The sequence below is a fragment of the Mariniphaga sediminis genome (assembly GCF_003573545.1).
GTDB classification, from domain to species: domain Bacteria; phylum Bacteroidota; class Bacteroidia; order Bacteroidales; family Prolixibacteraceae; genus Mariniphaga; species Mariniphaga sediminis.
In genome coordinates, this window is the sequence record NZ_QWET01000004.1 from 218,502 (window position 1) to 242,355 (window position 23,854).

Here is a 23,854-nt window from a genome sequence, read left to right on the forward strand (position 1 = left end):
CATTTAGAATTACTTTTGCAGCAAAGATTTTTATTATGGCCCACGAGTTGAAAGAAAGGCAACGATTGCCACGATGGATGAAGATGAAAATGCCTAAAGGCGAGAACTATTCGAAAGTAAAAAATCTGGTTGAAAAGCACGGCTTACACACAATATGCACAAGCGGGAACTGCCCTAACATCGGCGATTGCTGGAGCAGGGGAACCGCTACGTTTATGATACTGGGAGATATTTGCACACGCCGGTGCAAGTTCTGTGCGGTAAAAAGCGGCAGGCCCCTTGCCCCTGACCTGAAGGAGCCCGGGAAGGTGGCAGAGTCGGTACGGATAATGGGTGTAAAACACTGTGTTATCACCTCGGTGGATCGCGACGACCTTGATGATCAGGGCGCCGAAATCTGGGCGCGCACCATTACAGAAGTAAAAAGGGTAAATCCGCAAACCCAGATTGAAGTGCTCATCCCCGATTTCAGGGGAAAAGGAGAATTGATTCAGCAAGTAATTGATGCAGGGCCGGATGTGGTTTCGCACAACCTGGAAACCGTGGAACGATTGACACCCTTTGTACGGTTTGCGTCAAAATACCGGCGCAGCCTGGAAGTGGTAAAATACATTGCCGACCATTACACAATTGCCAAATCGGGAATTATGCTTGGCCTGGGCGAAACACGCGACGAGGTGTTACAAACCATGGATGACCTGCGCGAAGCAGGCTGCAAGGTGATGACCATCGGCCAGTACCTGGCGCCTACCTCCACCCACATGCCGGTGGAAGAATACATTGAGCCCGCACAGTTTGCCGAATACCGCAAAATCGGACTTGAAAAAGGATTTTCGTTTGTGGAAAGCTCGCCGCTGGTCCGTAGTTCGTACCGGGCCGAAGAGCATGTAAAAGCCTAAGGGTGACGCGAATTTCCGTTCGTATATTTATGACTGAATTTTTATAAAATTTCCATACAGGTGGCAACATTTAATTACAACGACATTGGTCTGAAAGACTACAAAGAGGCCTGGGACCTTCAGGAACAACTGCTGGCAGAAGTAGTGGCCGACAAAAGAGAAACAAAAAAACCATCATCCCAAAATCACTTTTTACTGGTAGAACACCCGCATGTTTACACGCTGGGAAAAAGTGGCGACGAAAAAAATCTGCTGGCTCACGAAGACTTCCTGAAAAAAATTGAAGCCACCTTTTATAAAATAAATCGTGGGGGCGACATCACCTACCACGGGCCCGGACAAATTGTAGGGTACCCGATTATCGATCTGGAATTTTATAAAATCGGGGTACGCCAATTCATTGAAAAAATGGAAGACGCCATTATTGCCACCATTGCCGAATATGGTTTGAAAGGCGGTCGAAAAGAAGGCGCAACAGGTGTTTGGCTCGATTACGACCACCCGTCAAGAGCCCGGAAAATTTGTGCCATTGGCGTGCGTGTGAGCCGCTATGTCACCATGCATGGCTTTGCCCTGAATGTAAATACAGACATGCGCTATTTCAGCTATATCAATCCCTGCGGACTGACTTTCGGCGTCACTTCCATTCAGCAGGAACTGGGCAAAGAGATTCAGATGGAGGAGGTAAAAACCATCCTGAAGAAAAAATTTAATGCATTATATTAATTAAAAAAACGGGAGTCTAATATGGGTACTTTCAACAAATGGTTCTTGTTACTAATAGTTGCAGGGATTATGCTCATTCCTGCTTCCACTTTCGGACAAAACAATAAAAACGACAATGGGTACCCGCTGAAAGTGATGAGTTACAACCTGCGCTTTGGCGAACGGGCCACGCTGGAAGAACTGGCAGAGTACATTAAAAGTGAAAATCCGGATGTTGTTGCCCTTCAGGAAATGGATGTAAGAACCCATCGTGCGCAGGCACCCCATCAAAACGGAAAAGATTTTATCACTGAATTGGGCTACCTTACCGGGATGCTCACCGCCTATGCCCGAACCATAGATTATTCAGGCGGATATTACGGAATAGGTATCTTATCAAAATACCCGTTTGAAAAAACACAAAAAGTACTGCTCCCCATTCCGGAAGGCTCCAGGGAACAGCGGGCAATGTTATTGGCTGATGTGGAATTGCCCGGAGGAAAGCGGTTTACATTTGTATCTACCCACCTCGACCATTCTTCTTCGAATGTAAGAAAAGTCCAGATAGAAGCGCTGAATGAAGCGCTTACCAACAACCCCCTCCCATTAATTGTGGCCGGTGATTTTAACGGAAAGCCTGATTCGCCGGAAATAAATGCAGGAATGCAAAACTGGAACAGGGCATGCAATTCCGATTTCACCTTCCCCTCAAATAATCCGGAATTAAAAATCGACTACATTTTCTACACTCCTTCTGCTAATTGGACGGTAAAAAACGCTGCCGTACCCAAAACTCAGTTGTCCGATCATTTGCCCGTAACTGCAGAAATGGAGTTACACTGACACAAGTTAGGGAATGGTTCTATCTGAATTCCTTCCTTATGTAAACCATTCTTCTGTTGAGTTCAAAAGTAACTCTCAATCAGTCCCATACGTGGCTCACCCGAAAAATCCGGTGGGTTAGTCTGTTTTCAGATACATTTTCCATCAACATTTTCATGCCTTATCAGGCCGATTTTACTCTTTGGTTTAGCCCAAAAAGATAAACAGAAAACCCAAGGCTGCGTTCGCTTCACTCGGAAAAGCTACGTGTTTCCGGCTAAAATTACTGAAACTCGTCGTACCTCCTCAAACAGCAGTAATTTTTAACGCCGTGCTCACTTGTTTTCCGGCTCACCGACCGAGGCCATCGTGCCGATGTGTTTTATATTTTAGCCCTAAATGTTCGTATGTGGACCAGCCTATTCTCTCAATTCCTAACTTTGATTTATAAGTGAGCGATACTTGATGCGGGCTTTGTCAAAATTCCGTCAGTCGGGCCAATTCGCAACATTGAAAAAACGTAAAGGTTAATTTTGACATGATTCTTTTTGCTTCGTTTTTCTCATCTAGGAGAAAAATGAAGTGGGGATTGGGGCAAAGCCCCAAACAAGTGAATAACCTGTCTGTTGTTTTGAAAGTAAAGTTTTTTAAATAGAACTCACGTTGTTTCTTGAAATTCAATCACTCCCTCAAAGTTAGTTTTGAAAAGATTCTGGGTGAAGATAAAAGTGAACCTTGGCCTGGAAATACCTTCCTGATGCTATGTTTTTGGCTCAAGTTAGAGCAGAGCGTAAATTCCAACTATTATTTCAGTACAGGGAAAAAGTTAAATGAATATTGAAAGTTAAGCGTGATTACTTTTTTACTCCACCGGATTTTCAAAGTGCCCCCCATACGCATTCATAACCAAGCAGGCACTACTCCGTTTTAATACCCCTCAACAGTAAATTCAAAAAATAAACGAGTGTGACATATTTCAATATATATCAACATTCCACACCTCATCTGTTTAGAAAGTTACTACCTTTCGAAGCAAAAAAATATGAATGGACGGATTTGTACCATTTATTTGAAATTTTAACTTTGTAGTTTCTTATTTTTTTAGAAAGCAAACATTATCTTTGAAATTAAATACAAAAAGCTGATATTACATTTCCATAATGTAAAAGAACAAAAAATCATTTGTCCTAATTTAAATAGTAAATAATGAATAGTAAAAGTCCGACTTCCCGAAGAAGATTTTTAAAAAGTGCGTTCGTTGCCGGGGCCGGTTTAACCATTGTACCACGTCATGTTTTAGGCGGCAATGGTTTTGTACCGCCGTCCGATCAGTTGACCAAAGCTATTATCGGCGTGGGTGGAATGGGCCGTGGGCACATCCCTTACGAAGGTACCCGCGTGGTGGCCATTTGCGATGTGGATCGCCTCCATTTGGAAAAGGCCAAAAGTATGATTAATAACGAGGTGAAAACTTTTCACGATTTCAGGGATGTAGTTCAGCTACCTGAAGTAGATATCGTTCATATTGCCACGCCTCCTCACTGGCATGGACTTATGTCAGTTGAAGCAGCCAAAGCCGGGAAGGATATCTGGTGTGAAAAACCCATGACCCGCACCATTGGTGAAGGGAAAAAGGTGATGGAAGCTGTGAATGCCCACGGGCGTATGTTCCGCCTGAATACCTGGTTCCGCTTTAAAGACAATTTTTATGGATTGGGGACCGACGTAAAGCCGCTTAAGAAAGTTATTGACAGTGGGATACTTGGTTGGCCACTGAAGTTCACCGTGAGTGGAATTACCGGCTATAACTGGAAGTTCTATTGGAGTGGCGAGCATAATCTTAAGCCGATGCCGGTACCTGAAAACCTGGATTACGATATGTGGCTCGGTCCGGCACCCTACAAGCCTTATAACCCCGAACGGGTACACTCCAAATTCAGGGGCTACTGGGATTATGACGGCGGCGGGCTGGGTGATATGGGCCAGCACTACCTCGACCCGGTACAATACATGCTCGGGAAAGACGATACTGCTCCGGTAAAAATTGAAGTGGACGCGCCGCAGCAACATTACGATGCGGTAGGTTCATGGCGCCGGATTGAATATACTTATGCCGATGGCTGCCAAATTATTCTTGACGGGGAAAACCGGGACAAAGACGCAGCTTATATTGAAGGCCCCAACGGAAAAATTTTCCGCGGGTTCCGCTCCGATATTCCTAACTTGCAGGAATTTCTGAAAACACTACCCGATCCGGAACCACAGGTTTCCCTGTTCTCCGAGTCGGTGAAAACCCGGAAAAAGTTTGCACTGAACGAAACCAATGGTTTCTGGTCATCAACCCTGGTAAACCTGGGGATAATTGCAGTAAGGCTGGGTCGCACATTAAATTTCGATCCGGAGAAACTTCAATTTATTGACGATGAAGGAGCCAACAGGATGATTAATCAACCCATGCGTGCGCCATGGACAATCTAATTTTTTTGAATGTATAATATAGTATCTGGGAAAATGAACAAAAAAATATTTCAATATACTGCCTTTCTGCTCTTAGCCCTTTTTACCACGGGAACTTTTGCACAGGACAGGCGGACATTAGACACAAAGGTGGCGGATGTGCTTGCTCAAATGCCAACCAGCGATTTGGTTCACCGCGACCGGGTAATGAGTGAACTGGCAGAGCTGGGTCCTCAGGGTTTTCAAAAACTTTCGCAATTACTGACACCTGCCGGGGTAGGCGACGATACATCCGTACGTTTTGCCATAAATAGCCTGGCAAGGTATTCCAGTGATTTTGGCAAGAAAGATGCACGAGAGGCACTGGAAACAAACCTGTTAAAAGCGCTGGAAGAACATTCTGATACCGAAATAAAAACTTTCTTGTTAAACCAGTTAAACCTGGTGGGAAGCGATGAATCGGTAAACGCTATCAAAAAATACCTTGCTGATGAAAATTTGGTGGAACCGGCTACCCAAACATTACTGTCAATTGGGTCTGTTTCTGCCAGTGCAGCCTTATTCGAAGCGCTTCCCAAAGCAGGTGAGTCAGCCCAGGCAACACTGACCAAAGCGTTGGGAGAGCTCAGGTACACCCCGGCGTTACGGGCAATAACACATTTTGCCGGCACCGAAAATGTAGCGTTAAGAAAAGCGACCCTTGCTGCTTTGGCGAATATTGGCAGCCCCGAGTCATATAAGTTGTTGTTTAATGCAGCCAAAGAAGTAAATTTTGCATACGAACAAACCAATGCTGCCGAGGCTTTCCTTACCTATGCTGACCGCCTGGGAGAACAAGGCGAACTTGACCTTTGCAAAAAAGCACTGAAAAGCATTTCCAAAGCAAGCCAAACAGACGATAAGCTACATAATAATAGCGGCGCTCTGTTTATTTATGCCAAACATTTCGGATACGAAGTTATGCCACTCCTGCAAAAAGCAATGGACAGTAATAACAAGGAGTTCCGTTATGCTGCATTGAATACTGCCGAAAACATTGGCGGTGTTGCAGGCACCCGGCAGTGGATTGAAAAAGCCGGTTCGGTTTCGGAAGAAGTCAAAGCTGAAATTATTGATATGTTGGGACGCCGGGGCGATCCTGTTGCATGCGATTTTGTAAAAGCAAATTTAAATGCTTCCTCACAGATTGTCAGGGAAGAAGCCATTGCCGCACTGGTAAAACTGGCAGGGAAAGAGGCCACTCCGTTGCTTATCAACCACCTTGCCGAAGGGAAAGATCTGGAAGCGGCAAAAGCGGCCTTACTGCAACTGACTGACAAGGAACACCTGGCTCCGGTAGCAGCTCAATTGCCAAAAACATCAGGGGCAACCAAAGCAGCATTTGTAGAATTGATTGCAAGCAAAGCGGGCAATGGTTATTTTAACACTATTCTTGCTTTGACAAACGCTTCAAACCAGGAAGAAAGAAAAGCCGCTTTTAGTGCACTTAAGAGTATTTCGACAGAGGAAAACATAGATGCCCTGATTCAACGTTTATTGTCAGTAGATGAACAAAACGAAATCAACGAAGTTCAAATGGCTGTAATTCAGGCTGCCAAAGGCGTTAAAGAAGAGCAAACCGAAAAAGGGAAACTGTTACAGGCATTGCAGACAACGAACAAAAAGGAACGGATTATCGCTATTTTACCTGCCATTGGCGGTGATGTTGCTTTACAAACAGTAGTAAACTATTTTAACAGCTCTTCGGGCTCGCTGAAGGAAACAGCTTTTGAAGCCCTCATTAGCTGGAAAGACTATGATGCAGCTACTTCACTCTATGACATTTGCCAGTCAACCAAAGGCGAATACCAGGCTAAAGCTTTCGCCAGCTTTGTAAAACAGGTACGTTCGGCCAATATTCCCGATGATCAAAAGCTGCTCCAATACCGGAAAATTATGCCTTTTGCATCAGGGACGGAAGATGAGAAGCAGGTAATTAATGCCATTGGCAACCTGAAAACATTCCTGTCGCTTATTTATTTAGAGCAGTTTCTGGACAAAAATGAACTGCAACAAACCGCTGCACGTGCCATCATGAAAATTGCTCTGCCCGATTCCAATGGGGAAAACGGGCTCTCCGGAGAAAAGGTACGGACACTGTTGAAGCGTGTTGCTTCCGTTTTAAAGGGAGAAGAAAGCGATTACGACATCATCAATATCAACAATTACCTGGATAAAATGTCCAAAGAAAAAGGGTTTGTCTCCATGTTTAATGGCAAAAACCTGGACGGCTGGCAGGGAATGTTGTTAAACGGAAACCCGATAAAAATCGCAGAATTGAGCGAGAAAGAACGGGCAGAGGAACAAGAGAAAGCCAACAAAAAAATGTTGGAAAACTGGAGTGTCAAAGACAATACCATTGTTTTCAGTGGCAAAGGAGCCAATCTTTGTTCAGCAAAAGAATATGGAGACTTTGAAATGATTGTCGACTGGCGGATTACCAAAGAAGGAGACAGCGGCATTTATCTTCGCGGAACTCCACAAGTACAGGTTTGGGATACTTCGCGTGTTGAAGTAGGTGCCCAGGTTGGTTCCGGTGGTTTATACAATAATAAAAAATACGAAAGCAAACCGCTGAAAGTGGCCGACAACCCCGTGGGCGAATGGAATACTTTCCGCATTACCATGATTGGGGCAAATGTAACGGTTTACCTCAATGGAGAACTGGTAGTGGATAATATTCCGCTCGAAAACTTCTGGGATCGCAGCCTGCCTATATTTGAAAAGGGCACCATTGAATTGCAGGCCCATGGCACCGACCTGGCTTTCCGCGATATCTATGTAAAAGAAATTAACACAGACGAAATTGGGTTAACAGAAGAGGAGAAAGCAGAAGGGTTTGTGTCGTTATTTAATGGCACAAACCTGGATGGCTGGCAGGGAAATACCACTGACTATTTTGCACAAGATGCTGAACTGGTGGTGCAGCCTTCAAGGGGTGGACACGGCAACCTCTTCACAGAGAAGGAATACAGTGACTTCATTTTCAGGTTCGAATTTCAGCTTACTCCCGGAGCCAACAACGGCCTTGGCATCAGGGCTCCGCTGGAAGGCGATGCTGCTTATATGGGAATGGAACTGCAAATACTTGACAATTCTGCGCCCATTTATGCGAACCTGAAAGAGTACCAATACCACGGTTCGGTTTACGGAACTATTGCGGCAAAACGCGGTTTTCAAAAACCGGTGGGCGAATGGAACCAACAGGAAGTTATTGTTAAAGGTACCCGTATAACGGTTACGTTAAACGGAACCGTTATTCTGGATGGCGACATTGCCGAAGCAAGTAAAAACGGAACCCGGGACGGAAGAAATCATCCCGGACTAAAACGTGACAAAGGTTATATTGGTTTCCTCGGTCATGGTTCGGAGTTAAAATTCAGGAATATCAGGATAAAGGACTTAAGCAAATAACGTTTGGTTTTATAAATAGTAACGGGGTTTCGGATTCATACGGAACCCCGTTATTTTATTACCACTGTTTTTGCATTCACAAACTCCCTGATTCCGTGGCTAGAAAGTTCCCTTCCAAAGCCGCTTTCATTTATCCCTCCAAAAGGAAGCCGCGGGTCTGACTTTACAAAATCATTTACAAAACAGCAGCCTGCCTGCAACTTCGTTTCAGCCAACATTTCACCTTTTTTAATATCCCGGGTAAATACAGCGGCACCCAGTCCAAAAATGGAATCATTTGCTACACTGACAGCTTCTTTCTCATCCCTGACACGAATAACAGAAGCTACCGGCCCAAACAATTCTTCATCGTAAGCAGGCATTCCGGGTTGCACATTTTCAAGAATAGTCGGCGGATAATAGGCCCCTTTCCTGACGGGTTTCTCGCCACCGATTACTATTTCGGCACCTTTTTTAACAGACCCGGAAACCTGTTCATGCAAATCATTTCGTAAATCGGCACGGGCCAGCGGTCCCATTGTTGATTCCGGTTCGCAGGGATCACCAAAGGTCGCCTTTATCATTTCGTTGGTAAAATATTCCAAAAATTCAGAATACACTTTATCGACCACAATAAACCGTTTGGCGCCAATACAACTCTGCCCGGCATTTAGTAACCGGCCGGCCGTGCAGGTTTTAGCGGCCGCTATAAGATCAGCATCTTCCAGAATGATATAAGGATCGCTACCCCCCAGCTCAAGCACGCATTTTTTTAGCCCGGCGCCCGCAACAGAAGCCACGCTTTTCCCTGCAGGAGTACTCCCGGTAAGGCTGACTGCTTTCACGGCCTGATGTCTGATAACAGCTTCCACCTTGTCACTGCCAATAAGAAGCGTTCTGAATACATTCTCGGGGAACCCTGCTTCCCGAAACAGATCTTCAATAGCCAGGGCACATCCCGGCACATTGCTGGCATGCTTTAAAACCGCAGTATTCCCGGCCATAATGGTTGGCGCGGCAAACCGAAAAACCTGCCAGAAAGGAAAGTTCCAAGGCATAACAGCTAAAATAGTTCCCAATGGCTGGTAACTAACATAGGATTTGGAAAAGTCTGTAGGTATTGTTTCGCTCTCCAGGAAACTCTCGGCATTGGCGGCATAATAATCGCATACCCAGGCGCACTTTTCAATTTCGCCCACTCCTTCCCGCAAAACTTTACCCATTTCTAGTGCCATCAGCCGGGCAAGCTTCTCTTTATTGCTCTTCAGTAGACTGGCCAGGTTCTGTATCAGCTGACTGCGTTGAAAATAAGATGTATTCCGCCACTGATGCCAGCGTTTGTCCACCGAATTAATAATCTTCTCAACCCCTTTTTCTGAATATGCTTCGTACGTCTGGATTACCTCACCGGTGGCCGGATTTACCGATTTCATCATAATTGCAGTAATTATTAAAAAAACTAAAGTATAAAAATTACTACGAAAAAAAGTGAAACCGGGTTTTTAAAATGTGTCGTTAATTCATGGGAACTTCAATAGCGAGGAGAGAGGCAGGCTGTTTAAACCTGATACTTAACGGTTCACCGGTATCCCAGAATCCGGCGGCATCGCGTTTGCCAAGTTCAATTCCTTCTATTTCAACGGCACCTTCAGTAACCATAAAGTAAACTCCATTTCCCTGCATCTTCTGCTGGTAAGTGGTTTTATCCAACGTATTGGAATCGAAGGCTGAAATAAAAGCATTCTGATGTATCCAAAGGGAACCGTCATTCCCATCAGGAGAAACAAATAATTGCCATTTATCGCTACGCTTTTCGGGAGAAAACATCTTTTGATCGTAGCGGGGTTCATGCCCTTTTTGATCAGTCAAAATCCAAATCTGAAACAGGTTTACAGGTTCAGTTGCAGAAGCATTATATTCTGAATGGTAAACCCCTGTCCCTGCTGACATTACCTGTACCTCCCCTGCGGTAATCACCGCCTCATTCCCCATATTATCAGCATGTTTCAATGCACCGGCAAGGGGAATGGTGATAATCTCCATGTCTTCATGCGGATGCAGGCCAAATCCCCTGGAAGGAGCCACAATATCGTCGTTTAACACTCTTAACCTGCCAAAGTGAATTTTCTCTTTGTCGTAATAATTCGCAAAACTAAAGGAATGAGTAGCTTTCAACCAGCCATGATCGGCAAAGCCCCTTTCGGAAGCCTTATGGACAATGTATTTCATTTTCTCATTTTTAATATAAATCCCGGGCTCAAATTTCCCGGGGTTTATACGTTTTCAAGTTTAAAAAAACTATTTCGTAATCAACATGGCCGTGCCCGCTCCGGCTGTTGCTACGATATTGAAGTCGAGGGAGAATGTGTCGTATATTAATTTATTGCCTAAATCGGGGAAAAACTTCCCTGATCTGAATTTTATATCGTACAGCGTCCTGTCAACTTCTATTTTCCCGTTAGCTGTTAATTTATCATTGTCAACATCTACACTCGCATCAAATGAAACAGGATGTGTTATTCCCTTAATGGTCAGGTTTCCGGAGAATACATATACGTTCCCTGTTTTATGTTTTACATTTGTTAGCACAAGAGTGGAAACAGGATGTTTGTCAACAGAGAAAAAATCATCCGATTTAAGGTGCCCCACCAATTTTGCATTGGTTGATTTACTTTTTAAATCCTCGTTCACAATGGAGGTCATGTCCATGTGAAAAGTCCCTGACTCGATTTTGTTGTCCTCTACCTCAAGGGTTCCGCTTTTGAGTTTAATTGTTCCGTAATGCTCACCGGTTACTTTTTTCCCATTCCATTTGACATTACTCTTTTTCTTGTCTACCTCATATTCTGCAGCAACCATTGGTAATGCAAGCACCAATGAAAAAATAACTGTATAGAATAATCTGCTTTTTGTTTTCATGTTACAAAATTTTTAATCTTTTGACTTTAAAAATACAAAATAAAAGACAAAAAAGTATGTATTTTGTTCATGCCTAAAAAAAGCAACGAATTTTCATTGCTTCCCAAAAAATATCCTGATTAAAAAACGGTTACTCCACCACCCTTACTTCAGATTCTACATTCATCGCCTTCTTATAAACAGCTGTTACCCCGCAATATTTATCTTCGGATAGCTTTACTGCTTTCTCCAGTTTTTCCACCGGTAAACCTTTTCCCTTAAACTGGTAAATCACCTTCATTTTATGGTAATGTTTCGGGTGCTCATCGGTTACATCTGCCTCAACAATCACATTAAATGCTTCCGGTTCCACTTTCATTTTTTTCAGAATCATTATCACATCAATTCCGGTGCAACCGGCCAGGGCGGTTAACATCAGCTTCTTTGGTCGCGGGCCTAAATCACTACCTCCCGAATCAATACCTGCATCTATCACCACCTTATGTCCGTCCATATCGGTTTCAAAAGCGACATTATCAGTCCAGGCCAAATCAACAACATGTTTCATACTTTTCTATTTTTCTTGTTTTTCAATAAATTTGTACCGCAAATATACAATATCTAACTATCTGCATAAATAGTTTCTTAAATATTGAGCGAATATTGTATATTTAGGGTGTGTAACTAAACCTGCCAGTCTTTTCACTTGCAGGCAACTAAGGAACAGCTAATTATAACATATTGAGTAGCAAGATGAGAAATGTAGTAAAAAGACCGACCGAAGAGGAGACTGATTTAAGTGGCTTTCAACTTTTTAAAAAACTGAATGAAGATGAGTTCAACCGTTTGAACTACGAAAAAACCTGTTCGCTTTACAAGAAGGGCACTGTTATCTACAGGGAAGGAAGCAGGCTTACCGGCTTCTTTTGTGTCACCCGGGGAATCATTAAAATTTTCAAAACAGGAATCGACGGGAAGGAACAAATTATTCGGTTTGCCAAAAGAGGTGAGATTATCGCTTATCGCTCATTGTTAAGCCAGGAACTGGCATGTTCTACTGCAAAAGTTATTGACGAGGCAATTTTGTGCCACATTCCTTATCAAACCCTGCTTTTCCTGATAAAAAACAACTGGCAGTTTTCGCACCACATGCTCCAGATAGTTTGCCGGGAACTGCGTGAGTCCAACGATTACATTACTGACATTGCCCAAAAAACAGTACGAGAAAGGCTCGCAGAGGTTTTATTGCTGTTAAAGGAAAACTTTGAGCTCGACAATCAAAATACCCTTCAAATTTCACTTACCCGTGAAGAATTGGCCAACATGGTGGGAACAGCTACCGAATCGGTCATCCGGCTCCTTTCAGAATTTAAGCAAGACAAGTTGATTGAATTGCAAGGCCGCAAAATAAAATTCCTTGATATCGCAGGACTACACCGGGTAGCCAATATTTAATCTGATGCAGAAACGGCACAAAAACAAGGAGCAGTACTTTTTAGAACAGGCGCTTACCACCCAAAAACATGTTATCCCTTATCTTTCAGGGGTTTTGGATGTATCGGAGCAGACTGAAGTACTTGAAATTGGTTGTGGCGAGGCCGGCAACCTGAAACCCTTTCTCGATTTGGGCTGCAAAGCCACGGGGGTCGATATTTCATGCGGAAGGATTGAACTGGCCAAAACATTTTTTGCCAGTCACCCGAACAAAAATAATATTGAACTTATTTGCGAGGATATTTACAAAACTGACTTGCAGGGAAAAACTTTCGATTTGATCGTTATGCGCGATGTCATCGAGCACATTCCGGATCAGGAAAAATTTATGGGTTACGTAAAAAAATTCCTGAAACCCGGTGGAAAATTCTTCCTGGCGTTTCCTCCCTGGCAAAATCCGTTTGGCGGACACCAGCAAACCTGCCAAAGTAAAATCCTCTCAAAAATGCCATACTTTCATCTGCTGCCAAAAAGTATCTACAAATTCATCCTTACCCTTTTTGAAAAAAATGAACAACGAATAGAAGGACTGCTTTTTATAAAAAAAACCGGCATTTCCATCGAACGCTTTGAGCGGATTCTCAGGCATGAAAATTACACGATTGATAAACGTACATTCTATTTAATTAATCCGAATTATGAAACCAAATTCGGACTGAAACCGCGTTCCCAATTCAGGCTGATTGGAACCATTCCCTGGCTTCGGAACTTTTTTACGACGGCGGCCTATTATGTTATTTCGAATGGAGAGAAGTCCACCTGAAAATATAAAATCCTTTCATCAATCCGATAAATTTCACCTGCTGACTTAGCTGTTCCAGCTAAATACAGAATAATCAAATTCACACAAAACACTCAGAACTTTGCCACCAAAAACGATTTGATTTCTTCATCATCTTTTTTGTAACTTTGAAAAAAAAATGTAACAATGACAATCGAAAAAACATACGAAATAAAGAGCAATGAATTGACAATCAAACTTCCCAAAAAGTTTGAATCAATTAAAAAAGTTCGTGTTATTGTTGAGGTTGCTGATGATAAAAGAAGTAAAAAAATCCAACTGCTCAAAAAAGCTTCCAAGGATCCTCTTTTTAACTCTGATATAGAAGAAATAAAAAAAGACTTCAGGTATTCGGATAAAGAGGCAATATGAAATTTATCCCCAAGTTATCTGATTTCCCTATAAAATATTTAACATCCAAATAACTACTGACAACCCCACAACTGATACAGCCTTCAAAAAATATTAAGACTGGGAATAAAGGCACTTCCGGTAAATGATAACATTCCAATCAAACGCTTTCAATTGTCAAAAAGGATAATTTTGTATTTTTGTCCTTTTGTTAAAAGAAACAAAACAGGAGAAAGTTAAAATGCATCAGATAACAGCGGTTAGAAATCTGACTGATTCTGCGTTCATCCTTCAAATGGAGCGAAAGGAACTGCCGTTTCAAACGGGGCAGTTTGTTATTTTGCGCCATCCCGGAAGTATTGCCCAGCGCGAATATTCCGTTTATAGCGGCGAACAGGAGGATGTGCTGGAAGTACTGGTGCGTGAAGTAACCGACGGCCAGGTATCGCCCCGCTTAAAAAAACTGCGGCCCGGCGATAAAGTTGAGGTGGACGGCCCATTTGGTTTTTTCCGGTTCCAACCGCAAACATTCTCCACACAAAAGTTTCTGTTTGTGGCTACAGGCACAGGAATCAGTCCATTCCACAGTTTTGTTCACACCTATCCTGACCTGGACTACCAACTGATCCATGGAGTGCGTTTTGGGGAAGAGGCTTATGAACACGACCATTTTGACAAACAAAAAGTTACGCTTTGCACCAGTGGCGATAAAACCGGTGATTTTAACGGAAGGGTGACAGATTACCTGGCCACCCGGGATATAGCGCCTGACCTGCAATGTTTTTTATGCGGGAACAGCGAAATGATTTACGAAGTATTCGATATTCTGACCGGCAAAGGAATACCGGTTCAAAACATTTACACAGAAGTTTATTTTTAAAACAATGAAGTACCATGTAATCACATTGGGATGCCAGATGAACCTTTCCGACAGCGAGCGGGTAATTTCCGTACTTGATGAAGCCGGTTACACCTGGACAGATAATGAAGAAGAAGCTGGCCTGATTGGAATACTGGCCTGCTCGGTAAGGCAAAAAGCTATCGATAAAGTTTATTCCCGCATCCACAAATGGAACAAGTGGAAAAATCATAAAAACCTGGTTACCTTTATTTCGGGGTGTATCCTGCCAAGCGATCATGAAAAGTTCCTTAAACTTTTTGATATTACCTTTCAAATGAAGGATCTGCCCCAATTGCCTGAAATGATCAGCCGGTACGGCATTACCACACCTGCCCACTTAAAACCCGGGATTGACCCATACAATAAAAATATAGAAGAATTCTGGAATGTAAAACCCTCCTACCAGTCGGAGTTTGAAGCATATATCCCTATCCAGAATGGCTGCGACAAATTCTGTACGTTTTGTGCAGTGCCGTTTACACGCGGCCGTGAGGTAAGCCGGCCTTCAAAAGACATTCTGGCTGAAGTGGCGTTGCTGGTTTCACAGGGATACAAATCGGTCACCCTATTGGGGCAAAACGTCAACTCCTACGGCCTCGACAAAAAAGGGGAGGAAATTACGTTCCCTGAATTACTCCAGCAGGTGGGTGAACTCGGCAACCGGATGAATAAGGAATTCTGGGTTTATTTCACCTCTCCTCACCCGCGCGATATGAGCGATGAGGTTTTTGAGGTAATTGCCCGCTACCCGGTTCTTGCTAAACAAATTCACCTGCCGATGCAAAGTGGCGACGACAAGGTTCTTATTCGTATGAACCGTAAACACAACATGGAAAGGTACCGCGGCATTGTGCAAACCATCCGGCGTATTTTGCCCCAGGCAACATTGTTTACCGATATTATAGTAGGTTTCACGGGGGAAACAGAAGAGCAGTTTGAAAATACCCGAAAGGCAATGGAAGAATTCCAGTTCAATATGGCTTACACGGCTATCTATTCCCCCCGCCCGGGTGCTGCCAGCCATCGTTGGGCAGACGACGTGCCGCAGGAAATAAAAAAAGAACGACTGCATGCACTAACAGAAGAATTACGCAAACACAACCGCATTTTTAATCGCAATATTGTGGGCAAAACCGTACGCGTTCTGGTTCGTGGTGCTGACCGTAAAGACGGATTCCTTTCTGCCCTTACTGAAGGGAAACTGATTGTGCGATTTCCTGCTGAAAACGAAGATTTAACCGGGCATTTTGCTGATGTCAGAATTACTTCTGCTTCCGATTTCTCGCTGGAAGGCGAACTGGTGAAAGTGGAGGAATTGGTTTAATCCGATTTGATTTCAATACAAACTAAATTCTGATTATTTTTGAACTTTTAAGGATAAACAGAAAGGAATCTCAATAATTTAATTTTGAGAAGGAATCCGCTTAAAAAAGTGGGGAAATGGATGTAACAAATTCCCCGACAATTGCCTTGCAACCTTAAATTATGAACGAGTTCCAGGATTTGAAGACATGATAAAGTTCAAAAACAGAAATATGAAAAAGTTAGGATTGACATTACTGACAGGATTAATAATTTTTACCCTGCATGCACAAACCGACCAGCAAATCACATTGGAAGATATTTTTACAAAAGGTACTTTCAGGGAAGTTTCGGTAAAAGAATTGCGTTCTATGAATGACGGAGAACACTACACCACATTCGAAAACCGGACAAAAATTATAAAATACAGTTACAAAACCGGGGAAATAGTGGAGGTTCTGTTCGATATTTCCAAAGTAGAGGATGCTCCCATATCGTCCTTTTCTGATTACGAATTTAGTGCCGACGAAACAAAAATATTGCTCACAACTGATGTAAAACGTATTTACCGGCACTCCTTCACTGCGCAGTACTACATTTGGAATGTTCTGAATGAAAAATTGACTCCGCTGTCTGATAACGGGATCCAGCAACTGGCTACGTTTTCGCCTGATGGTGACCGGGTGGCTTTTGTGCGCGACAATAATATTTTTATAAAAAACCTGAAGTTTGGTAATGAAAGTCAGATTACCTGGGACGGTGAAAAGAATAAAATAATCTATGGCGCTCCCGATTGGGTTTATGAAGAAGAATTCGGTTTTAACAAGGCCTTTTGGTGGTCGCCCGACAGTAAATTCCTCGCCTTTCTTCGTTTTGATGAAACAGAAGTTCCGGAGTTTAGCATGAAAATGTATGCGGGAGAAAGTCCTGCGTTGGAAAAAAACAGACTCTACCCGGGTGAAAAAACCTTCCGATACCCCAAAGCCGGAGAAAAAAATTCCACGGTTTCAGTCAAAAGTTATGAACTTTATTCCCGTCTTACTATTGATGTGCAAATTGGAGACGACACCGATATTTACATCCCCAGGCTGAAATGGACTCCCGATTCCAAAGACCTTGTGGTAATGCGCCTGAATCGTAGGCAAAACCAACTCGACATCTTGTATGCCAATCCTTTCACCGGCGAATCAAAACCCATTATTTCCGAAAAAAATGAACGGTACATTAGTGAAGATTTCCTGGATGCTTTCACATACCTCGATGACGGAAGGTTTATAATCACCAGTGAAAAAGACGGATGGTCGCACCTGTACCTTTACGATCGGCTGGGATTTGAACAGGGACAGTTAACCAAAGGAGAATTCGACGTAACCAAATTTTACGGGTATGATCCTGCTGAAAAACTATTTTACTACCAGGCTGCTGCCGAATCCCCTCTTCGGCGCGATGTATATTTTGCCAGCGTGGACGGCAAAAAAAAGGGAAAAATATCAACCCTTGAAGGAACCAATCATGCTGATTTCAGTAAAAATTTCAACTACTATGTAAATTATTTCAGTAGCAGCCAAACTCCTCAACTGGTTACGGTACACGACAAAAAGAACAAGCTTTTACACACGATTCAGGATAACACATTCCTGAAAAATAAATTGCAGACTTACCGTCTCCCGAAAAAAGAATTTTTCGCTTTTACCACTTCCGAAGGAATAGAACTGAATGGCTACATGATAAAACCGACCGGGTTTGACTCTTCGAAAAAATACCCGGTACTCATCACACAATACAGCGGCCCCAATTCTCAGAGTGTTTCCAATTCATGGAGCGGAATCAACTGGAATCATTACCTGGCGCAGGAGGGATTTCTCGTGGTTTCGGTCGATCCCCGGGGAACGGCAGCCCGTGGTGAAGATTTCCGGAAGGTAACTTATCTGCAACTGGGCAAATACGAATCGGACGATATGGTGGAAACAGCTAAACACCTGGGCACCCTGCCTTATGTAGATGCAAAAAACATCGGTATTTTCGGATGGAGCTATGGCGGTTTTATGACCCTCCTTTCCATGGAAAAAGGGGGAGAACTTTTTAAAGCCGGAATTGCAGTGGCACCGGTTACCAACTGGCGGTTTTATGACACCGTTTACACGGAACGTTTTATGCGTACGCCCAATGAAAACCCGGACGGTTACGACGACAATTCACCCCTCTCCCATGCCGGCGACATAAAAGGCAGGCTGCTGATTATACACGGTTCAGCTGACGATAATGTGCATGTTCAAAACACCTACGAATTTACAGAAAAGCTGGTACAGGCCGGTGTTCAATTTGACATGGCAATTTACACGAACCGGAGTCACGGAATTCGAGGAGGGAATACCACCATGCATCTTTACACACGAATGACCAACTTTTTGAAAGAGCAGTTGCAGTAAAAATGTTAATCCATTCGTGTTTTAATTATTAAACCATTTTATTTAAACAGCCCACCCGAAAATCTGTCAGGTAAACCAAGATGGCAGATTTTTTGTTATTCAAACGCCTTGAAAAATAAATTTAAAAGAAATGATTAATTTGTCAAAGACATCGAATCCTGCTTTAAGTGAGAAGGTTTTCAACCGGGAATATACCCACGCCTCTTCGGAGGGGATGACTGTAAACGGCACAATAAATAAAACGGCTTTGTCGCTTTTGCTGGTCATTGCCGCGGCAGTGTTCACATGGAATAAGTTTTTTAATGCAGCTACCCCGGATGCAGGCATGTCGGCAGTGGTACCATGGCTGGCAATCGGAGGAATTGGCGGATTAATTGCCGCACTGGTAACTGTTTTTCGGCCGCAAAGTTCCGGAATCTCAGCACCCATCTATGCTGTGCTGGAAGGGCTTATGTTGGGTGGTTTATCGGCTGTTTTCGAATCCATGTATAGCAACATTGTCATGCGCGCCGTTGCACTAACGCTGGCAGTTTTTGCAGCCATGCTTTTCTTTTACCGTTCGGGAATCATCAAGGTAACCAAAAAATTTATGATGGGAGTGCTTGCCGCTACTGCCGGAATTGCACTTGTTTACCTGGTAAGTTTTATTGCCGGATTGTTTGGCGCTCAATTGGGCTTTTTACATGGCAACAGCAATTTCAGTATCGGTTTTAGCCTGGTAGTAGTGGCCGTGGCAGCACTTAACCTGGTACTCGACTTTGCCTTTATCGAACGGACGGCAGAACAAGGCGCCCCGAAATACATGGAATGGTATGGCGCATTCGGCTTAATGGTCACACTCATCTGGCTTTATCTTGAAATTTTGAGGCTGCTATCGAAACTGGCCAGCAGGGAGTGAAATTGACGGTATCCCTGCTTCACATTCAGGAGGAAAAACAGTCGCAGATTACAGATTTAAGACCAGGATTCTTTCCACACGATTCAATATCGAATCACTTTTTTTGAAGAATTATTACATTTGAAGAAAACAAGCTGGTTATGAAATCTATCACCATTGACATATCAGACAAAGTCTATAAAACTTTCAGGGATTTTCTTGAATTACTCCCAAAAGATAGTTTCAAAATTTATTCTGCCTAAAAACCTACTCTAAAAATGGAAGAAGTTATTAACCAGACGGAAAGTTGTACGTTAGCTTAACTCGAACTGACGTTAATCAGATCTTTTTTGTATTAACCGGTACTTTTTCAGAGTTCAGGCAAACAGAATAAAGGTCGGTCCGGCGATCTTTCAGATTTCGTACTGCACCAAAATTATTTAACTCTTTAAGCAGATCCATGTCAACATCTGCTACCAGTATCATTTCTGTGTTGGGGGTAGCTTCGGCCTTAATCCCTGTGGTAGGGAAAGAAAAATCGCAGGGAGTAAAAACCACAGACTGTGCAAACTGAATATCCATATTTTCCACTTTGGGCAGGTTCCCAACCGACCCGGCAATGGCTACATAGCATTCATTTTCAATAGCCCGGGAGCGTGCACAGTAGCGTACTCTCGAATAACCGTTTTGTGTATCGGTAAGGAAAGGTACAAACAAAATATTCATCCCCTTCTGGGCTAAAATCCTCGAAAGTTCAGGAAATTCCACATCGTAACAAATCAGCACTCCCACCGGGCCACAGTCGGTCTCGAATACTTCAATCGCACTACCTCCGGACAACCCCCATGTCCTTATTTCATCAGGAGTTACATGGATTTTTTCGTACGTTTCATACGTACCATTCCGGTGGCACAGATACCCTGTGTTGTAGAGTTTATCGTCTTTTACCAGGGGGAAACTGCCTGAAACGATATTGATATTGTAAGTAATGGCCAAATTCATAAAACGATCGCGAATCTCTTCAGTATGTTCTGCCAGTTTCCGAATGGCTTCCGCATGGCTGAGGTGATTATAGTCAGCCATAAGCGGTGCATTAAAATATTCCGGGAACAACACAAAATCACCATTGTAACTGGCCACCGCATCCACAAAATATTCGACCTGGGTAAACAGTTCGTCAATATCTTTGTAAAGCCTCATCTGCCATTGAATCAGTCCGAGCCTCACCACCGATTTGTAGCCACCGGTTTTATCCGAAATTTTCTGGTAATAAATGTTATCCCACTGCAAAAGCACCGCATATTCCTTTGATTCTTTGTCTCCAGGCATATACCCCTGCAACACCTTCTTCACATGAAAATCATTAGATATCTGAAAGTTAAGCACCGGGTCATCGATTTCCTGGTATTTTACTTTCTGAATATATTCTTTGGGAGACATTTCCGTGGCGTATTTGTGGAAATTAGGTATCCGACCGCCAAAGACAATGGCTCTAAGGTTTAGCTGCTCACACAGTTCTTTTCGTGCATCGTAAAGTCGGCGTCCAAAACGCATTCCCCGGTACTCGGGCCGAATGAAAACATCTATTCCATAAAGTGTATTTCCTTTCGGGTTGTGGGTATTAAAAGTATAATTACCGATGATTTCCTCATAAGTATGATCATCCCCAAACAGTTCGTATTTTACAATAATAGACAAGGCAGAGCCCACTACCACATCGTCGACCACCACAGCCAATTGCCCTTCCGGAAAAATACGCATCAGCTTTCGGATATCCTTTTTTTCCCAGTAATCTTCCTGCCAGTTTGGATAAGCCTCCTGCAACGATTTGTGCATCTCTTCGTAATCATCAATGTTGAGCTGCCGTACTTCAACCTTTTCAATACTTTCCATGATTTGAGCGCTGTTTAATTTATGTAAAAATAAAAAATGCCCGGAATACCGGGCATTAGATATCTAATTAAATTAGGATTCGTTTATCCAACTTCACCTTCCCTGATAAGCCATTCAGCAATTTGAACAGCATTCAGCGCGGCGCCTTTTTTAATCTGATCGCCTACACACCAGAAAGTAACGCTGTTGGGATCGGTAATGTCTTTACGTATCCGGCCAACATAAACATCGTCTTTCCCCGAAACGAATAATGGCATGGGGTATTGTTTTTCTGCCGGATTGTCAAGTACAGTAATTCCTTCGGTTTTTTGGAATGCATCCTTCACTTGTTCCACTGAAAGAGGCTGCTCTGTTTCAACCCAAATAGCTTCGGAGTGTGCCCTGGCCACCGGAATACGCACACAAGTGGCGCTCACTTCGGCATCCGTATGCATAATCTTTTTGGTTTCCCAGTTCATCTTCATCTCTTCCTTGGTATAGTCATTTTCAAGGAAAACATCAATGTGGGGAATAATATTCATGGCCAGCTGATACTGAAATTTATCTACAGTAGCTTCTTTCCCTTCAGCCACTTCTTTAACCTGCTGTTCCAATTCTGCAATTCCCTGTGCTCCGGCACCACTGGCTGCCTGATATGTGGCAACACGTACTCTTTTTATTTGCGACAAATCTTCAATAGCCTTCAAAGCCACCACCATCTGAATGGTAGAACAGTTCGGGTTTGCAATAATGTTTCTCGGCCGTGTTTTAGAATCTTCGGGATTCACCTCCGGAACAACCAGCGGCACATCGTCGTCGTAACGAAACGCACTTGAGTTATCAATCATTATTGCGCCGTGTTTAGTAATGGTGGTTGCAAATTCCTTTGAGATTCCCGCACCGGCTGAAGTTAAAGCAATATCGATTCCCTTAAAATCGTCGCCGTGCTTTAGTTCCTTTACAGTCAGTTTTTTCCCTTTAAAATCATATTGCTTTCCGGCGCTCCTGGCCGATCCGAACAATACCAATTCATCCATTGGAAAATTTCGCTCCTCAAGCACGCGGAGAAATTCCTGTCCTACTGCCCCGCTTGCTCCTACAATTGCAACTTTCATTACTTAAGCTTTTTTGTTAAACAAAAATTTTAATTATTAATTATCCCGGTAAAATTACTATTTTGCCATTAATTGTTAAAAAATGGGTCGTATTATTCTGAAAATCTTAACATTCAGTTTTTCCCTGATCGCCTTTAGTGCTTCAACACAGGAAATCTGGCAGGAAAGTTTTTCGGTCCCTGAAAAAGGAATCTGGGGAAACGGAACTGGTAATATTGAATCTGATTTTTCCGGAATTACAAACTGGACCCTCGAATATTCTGGACTCAGCCTGAATACCCCAGAGAGTTATGCCAAAACAATCTCTACTTCGGGAGGAAGGTTTGAGGCACACAATATCGATGGAGAAGTGGTTTGGCGTTCTGAGTGGATAGATATTTCCGGAATGGGAAAAACAGATATTGCGCTGACAGTAGCCGAAACAGGAAGCGGCGCCAATACCGAAACCAAATACCTGAATGTTTTCTACAGACTTGATGAAGGAGACGAAATCCCTTTTCATGAAAACAGCGAAAATGCCGGCAACTGGGGTTCGGTTGTAGCTGCCTGCAAAAGCCTGGAAGGAAATACACTGCAGATTGTTTGCTATATGTCAACGTATTATTCTGCAGATAAAGTGATTTTGGACGATGTAATTGTTATGGCAGAAGAAAAATATTATCCTCCTGCCGAACCCGGCGAATTGCTTTTGTCTGAAGTCCTTTTTAATCCTCTTCCGGACGGTAAGGATTACGTCGAAATTTACAATAATTCAGAGCGGGAAATTCCGGTTAAAACCCTGTTTCTGGCTTCGCGCGATAAAGATTTACAGCTTACTCAGCTTCATGATTTGTCCGGCAAAAAATATCTTCTGCCTCCCAAAAGTTATCTGGCAATTACCGAAGATACCAGCGGGGTTTTTCCATTTTTTTATATTAAATGCCGTCCCTGTTTTCAACAAGTTACAAGAATGGCCTCCTTTAATAACGATGAAGATTACGTGGTTCTCCTGAATGAAAATCGGGAGATTCTGGATGAATTGTATTATTCAGAAAAAATGCATTCTCCGTTTTTAGCCGATGTTGAAGGTGTTTCACTGGAACGGGTTTCATTTTCTGTACCTGCAAATGCTCCGGGAAACTGGCATTCAGCTTCCGGAGATGCAGGATACGGCACACCCGGATATGTGAATTCGCAGGCCGGGAAGGAACTTTCGGGGAAGCCCAAAGTCATTTTCGAGCCAGAAGCGTTCTCCCCCAACCACGACGGATATAAGGATGAATACCTCATCCGGTATGAACTGAACACACCGGGGTATGTAGGCAATATCAAAATTTTTGATGCTGCAGGCCGGTTTGTACAGTACCTTGCCCAAAATGAAATCCTTGGAACAAACGGAGAGTTTGTTTGGAATGGAGAAGACGAAACTGGAAGCCGCCAGCCAATAGGTGTTTACGTGGTAGTGGTGGAAATTTTTAATACCGAAGGGGAAATTCACCGATTTAAGAACGGAGTGGTTTTGACTGACATTCTGGAATAA

19 protein-coding genes are annotated in these 23,854 nt (G+C 43.2%); 13 read left to right on the forward strand and 6 right to left on the reverse strand.

The window, feature by feature from the left end:
- The first annotated feature begins 35 nt into the window (after positions 1 to 35).
- The 5 genes from lipA to D1164_RS06995 all read left to right on the forward strand — a co-directional run bounded on the left by lipA (position 36) and on the right by D1164_RS06995 (position 8,336).
- Entirely contained in the window at positions 36 to 899 is an 864-nt protein-coding gene (gene lipA / locus D1164_RS06975; protein ID WP_119349238.1) for a lipoyl synthase, read from the forward strand.
- 60 nt (positions 900 to 959) lie between these two features.
- Positions 960 to 1,625: a lipoyl(octanoyl) transferase LipB gene (gene lipB / locus D1164_RS06980; protein ID WP_119349239.1), complete on the forward strand. Its 666-nt coding sequence runs from the start codon at positions 960 to 962 to the stop codon at positions 1,623 to 1,625.
- A gap of 21 nt (positions 1,626 to 1,646) precedes the next feature.
- The gene (locus D1164_RS06985; RefSeq protein WP_119349240.1) at positions 1,647 to 2,447 is read left to right on the forward strand and encodes an endonuclease/exonuclease/phosphatase family protein; all 801 of its coding nucleotides are present in this window, start codon (positions 1,647 to 1,649) and stop codon (positions 2,445 to 2,447) included.
- Between the two features lie 1,185 nt (positions 2,448 to 3,632).
- Positions 3,633 to 4,904 (forward strand): Gfo/Idh/MocA family oxidoreductase, encoded by a 1,272-nt coding sequence (locus tag D1164_RS06990; protein ID WP_119349241.1) that lies wholly within the window; start codon positions 3,633 to 3,635, stop codon positions 4,902 to 4,904.
- A gap of 33 nt (positions 4,905 to 4,937) precedes the next feature.
- The gene (locus D1164_RS06995; protein WP_172594371.1) at positions 4,938 to 8,336 is read left to right on the forward strand and encodes a DUF1080 domain-containing protein; all 3,399 of its coding nucleotides are present in this window, start codon (positions 4,938 to 4,940) and stop codon (positions 8,334 to 8,336) included.
- A 50-nt stretch (positions 8,337 to 8,386) separates the two neighbouring features.
- Here the strand turns inward: D1164_RS06995 and D1164_RS07000 are convergent, their stop codons facing one another.
- The 4 genes from D1164_RS07000 to D1164_RS07015 all read right to left on the reverse strand — a co-directional run bounded on the left by D1164_RS07000 (position 8,387) and on the right by D1164_RS07015 (position 11,781).
- The gene (locus tag D1164_RS07000; protein WP_241558264.1) at positions 8,387 to 9,751 is read right to left on the reverse strand and encodes an NAD-dependent succinate-semialdehyde dehydrogenase; all 1,365 of its coding nucleotides are present in this window, start codon (positions 9,749 to 9,751) and stop codon (positions 8,387 to 8,389) included.
- Positions 9,752 to 9,830: 79 nt separating this feature from the next.
- The gene (locus tag D1164_RS07005) at positions 9,831 to 10,544 is read right to left on the reverse strand and encodes a pirin family protein (protein ID WP_119349243.1); all 714 of its coding nucleotides are present in this window, start codon (positions 10,542 to 10,544) and stop codon (positions 9,831 to 9,833) included.
- Positions 10,545 to 10,613: 69 nt separating this feature from the next.
- Entirely contained in the window at positions 10,614 to 11,234 is a 621-nt protein-coding gene (locus D1164_RS07010) for a YceI family protein (RefSeq protein WP_241558265.1), read from the reverse strand.
- Between the two features lie 130 nt (positions 11,235 to 11,364).
- Positions 11,365 to 11,781 (reverse strand): OsmC family protein, encoded by a 417-nt coding sequence (locus D1164_RS07015; RefSeq protein WP_119349244.1) that lies wholly within the window; start codon positions 11,779 to 11,781, stop codon positions 11,365 to 11,367.
- Positions 11,782 to 11,966: 185 nt separating this feature from the next.
- Here D1164_RS07015 and D1164_RS07020 point away from each other — a divergent pair, with 185 nt between their 5' ends.
- The 7 genes from D1164_RS07020 (at position 11,967) to D1164_RS07050 (ending at position 19,369) form a co-directional block, all read left to right on the forward strand.
- Entirely contained in the window at positions 11,967 to 12,668 is a 702-nt protein-coding gene (locus D1164_RS07020) for a Crp/Fnr family transcriptional regulator (RefSeq protein WP_119349245.1), read from the forward strand.
- Between the two features lie 4 nt (positions 12,669 to 12,672).
- On the forward strand, positions 12,673 to 13,470 hold the full coding sequence (locus D1164_RS07025) for a class I SAM-dependent methyltransferase (RefSeq protein WP_119349246.1): 798 nt from the start codon (positions 12,673 to 12,675) through the stop codon (positions 13,468 to 13,470).
- 165 nt (positions 13,471 to 13,635) lie between these two features.
- A complete protein-coding gene (locus D1164_RS07030; protein ID WP_119349247.1) occupies positions 13,636 to 13,860 on the forward strand; it encodes a phospholipase D-like domain-containing protein in 225 nt (74 codons plus the stop codon).
- A gap of 220 nt (positions 13,861 to 14,080) precedes the next feature.
- On the forward strand, positions 14,081 to 14,719 hold the full coding sequence (locus D1164_RS07035) for a ferredoxin--NADP reductase (protein WP_147372077.1): 639 nt from the start codon (positions 14,081 to 14,083) through the stop codon (positions 14,717 to 14,719).
- A gap of 4 nt (positions 14,720 to 14,723) precedes the next feature.
- The gene (gene miaB / locus D1164_RS07040; RefSeq protein WP_119349249.1) at positions 14,724 to 16,064 is read left to right on the forward strand and encodes a tRNA (N6-isopentenyl adenosine(37)-C2)-methylthiotransferase MiaB; all 1,341 of its coding nucleotides are present in this window, start codon (positions 14,724 to 14,726) and stop codon (positions 16,062 to 16,064) included.
- 211 nt (positions 16,065 to 16,275) lie between these two features.
- Positions 16,276 to 18,471 carry a S9 family peptidase gene (locus tag D1164_RS07045; RefSeq protein WP_119349370.1) on the forward strand — a complete coding sequence of 732 codons (2,196 nt, stop codon included), beginning with the start codon at positions 16,276 to 16,278 and terminating at the stop codon, positions 18,469 to 18,471.
- A 139-nt stretch (positions 18,472 to 18,610) separates the two neighbouring features.
- A complete protein-coding gene (locus tag D1164_RS07050) occupies positions 18,611 to 19,369 on the forward strand; it encodes a Bax inhibitor-1/YccA family protein (protein ID WP_206610944.1) in 759 nt (252 codons plus the stop codon).
- A gap of 318 nt (positions 19,370 to 19,687) precedes the next feature.
- Here the strand turns inward: D1164_RS07050 and D1164_RS07055 are convergent, their stop codons facing one another.
- On the reverse strand, positions 19,688 to 21,241 hold the full coding sequence (locus D1164_RS07055; RefSeq protein WP_172594372.1) for a bifunctional GNAT family N-acetyltransferase/carbon-nitrogen hydrolase family protein: 1,554 nt from the start codon (positions 21,239 to 21,241) through the stop codon (positions 19,688 to 19,690).
- A gap of 83 nt (positions 21,242 to 21,324) precedes the next feature.
- Entirely contained in the window at positions 21,325 to 22,335 is a 1,011-nt protein-coding gene (locus tag D1164_RS07060; RefSeq protein ID WP_119349252.1) for an aspartate-semialdehyde dehydrogenase, read from the reverse strand.
- Positions 22,336 to 22,417: 82 nt separating this feature from the next.
- Between D1164_RS07060 and D1164_RS07065 the strand changes: the two genes are divergently transcribed.
- The gene (locus tag D1164_RS07065) at positions 22,418 to 23,854 is read left to right on the forward strand and encodes a T9SS type B sorting domain-containing protein (protein WP_119349253.1); all 1,437 of its coding nucleotides are present in this window, start codon (positions 22,418 to 22,420) and stop codon (positions 23,852 to 23,854) included.

Coding starts and splice junctions, on each gene's coding strand:
- D1164_RS07000 (WP_241558264.1), bottom strand. CDS start 9,751: ATGATGAAATCGGTAAATCCGGCCACCGGTGAGGTAATCCAGACGTAC.
- D1164_RS07035 (WP_147372077.1), top strand. CDS start 14,081: ATGCATCAGATAACAGCGGTTAGAAATCTGACTGATTCTGCGTTCATC.
- D1164_RS07005 (WP_119349243.1), bottom strand. CDS start 10,544: ATGAAATACATTGTCCATAAGGCTTCCGAAAGGGGCTTTGCCGATCAT.
- D1164_RS07015 (WP_119349244.1), bottom strand. CDS start 11,781: ATGAAACATGTTGTTGATTTGGCCTGGACTGATAATGTCGCTTTTGAA.
- D1164_RS07055 (WP_172594372.1), bottom strand. CDS start 21,241: ATGGAAAGTATTGAAAAGGTTGAAGTACGGCAGCTCAACATTGATGAT.
- D1164_RS06990 (WP_119349241.1), top strand. CDS start 3,633: ATGAATAGTAAAAGTCCGACTTCCCGAAGAAGATTTTTAAAAAGTGCG.
- D1164_RS07065 (WP_119349253.1), top strand. CDS start 22,418: ATGGGTCGTATTATTCTGAAAATCTTAACATTCAGTTTTTCCCTGATC.
- D1164_RS07030 (WP_119349247.1), top strand. CDS start 13,636: ATGACAATCGAAAAAACATACGAAATAAAGAGCAATGAATTGACAATC.
- miaB (WP_119349249.1), top strand. CDS start 14,724: ATGAAGTACCATGTAATCACATTGGGATGCCAGATGAACCTTTCCGAC.
- D1164_RS07020 (WP_119349245.1), top strand. CDS start 11,967: ATGAGAAATGTAGTAAAAAGACCGACCGAAGAGGAGACTGATTTAAGT.
- D1164_RS07060 (WP_119349252.1), bottom strand. CDS start 22,335: ATGAAAGTTGCAATTGTAGGAGCAAGCGGGGCAGTAGGACAGGAATTT.
- D1164_RS07025 (WP_119349246.1), top strand. CDS start 12,673: ATGCAGAAACGGCACAAAAACAAGGAGCAGTACTTTTTAGAACAGGCG.
- D1164_RS06985 (WP_119349240.1), top strand. CDS start 1,647: ATGGGTACTTTCAACAAATGGTTCTTGTTACTAATAGTTGCAGGGATT.
- D1164_RS07010 (WP_241558265.1), bottom strand. CDS start 11,234: ATGAAAACAAAAAGCAGATTATTCTATACAGTTATTTTTTCATTGGTG.
- D1164_RS07045 (WP_119349370.1), top strand. CDS start 16,276: ATGAAAAAGTTAGGATTGACATTACTGACAGGATTAATAATTTTTACC.
- lipA (WP_119349238.1), top strand. CDS start 36: ATGGCCCACGAGTTGAAAGAAAGGCAACGATTGCCACGATGGATGAAG.
- D1164_RS06995 (WP_172594371.1), top strand. CDS start 4,938: ATGAACAAAAAAATATTTCAATATACTGCCTTTCTGCTCTTAGCCCTT.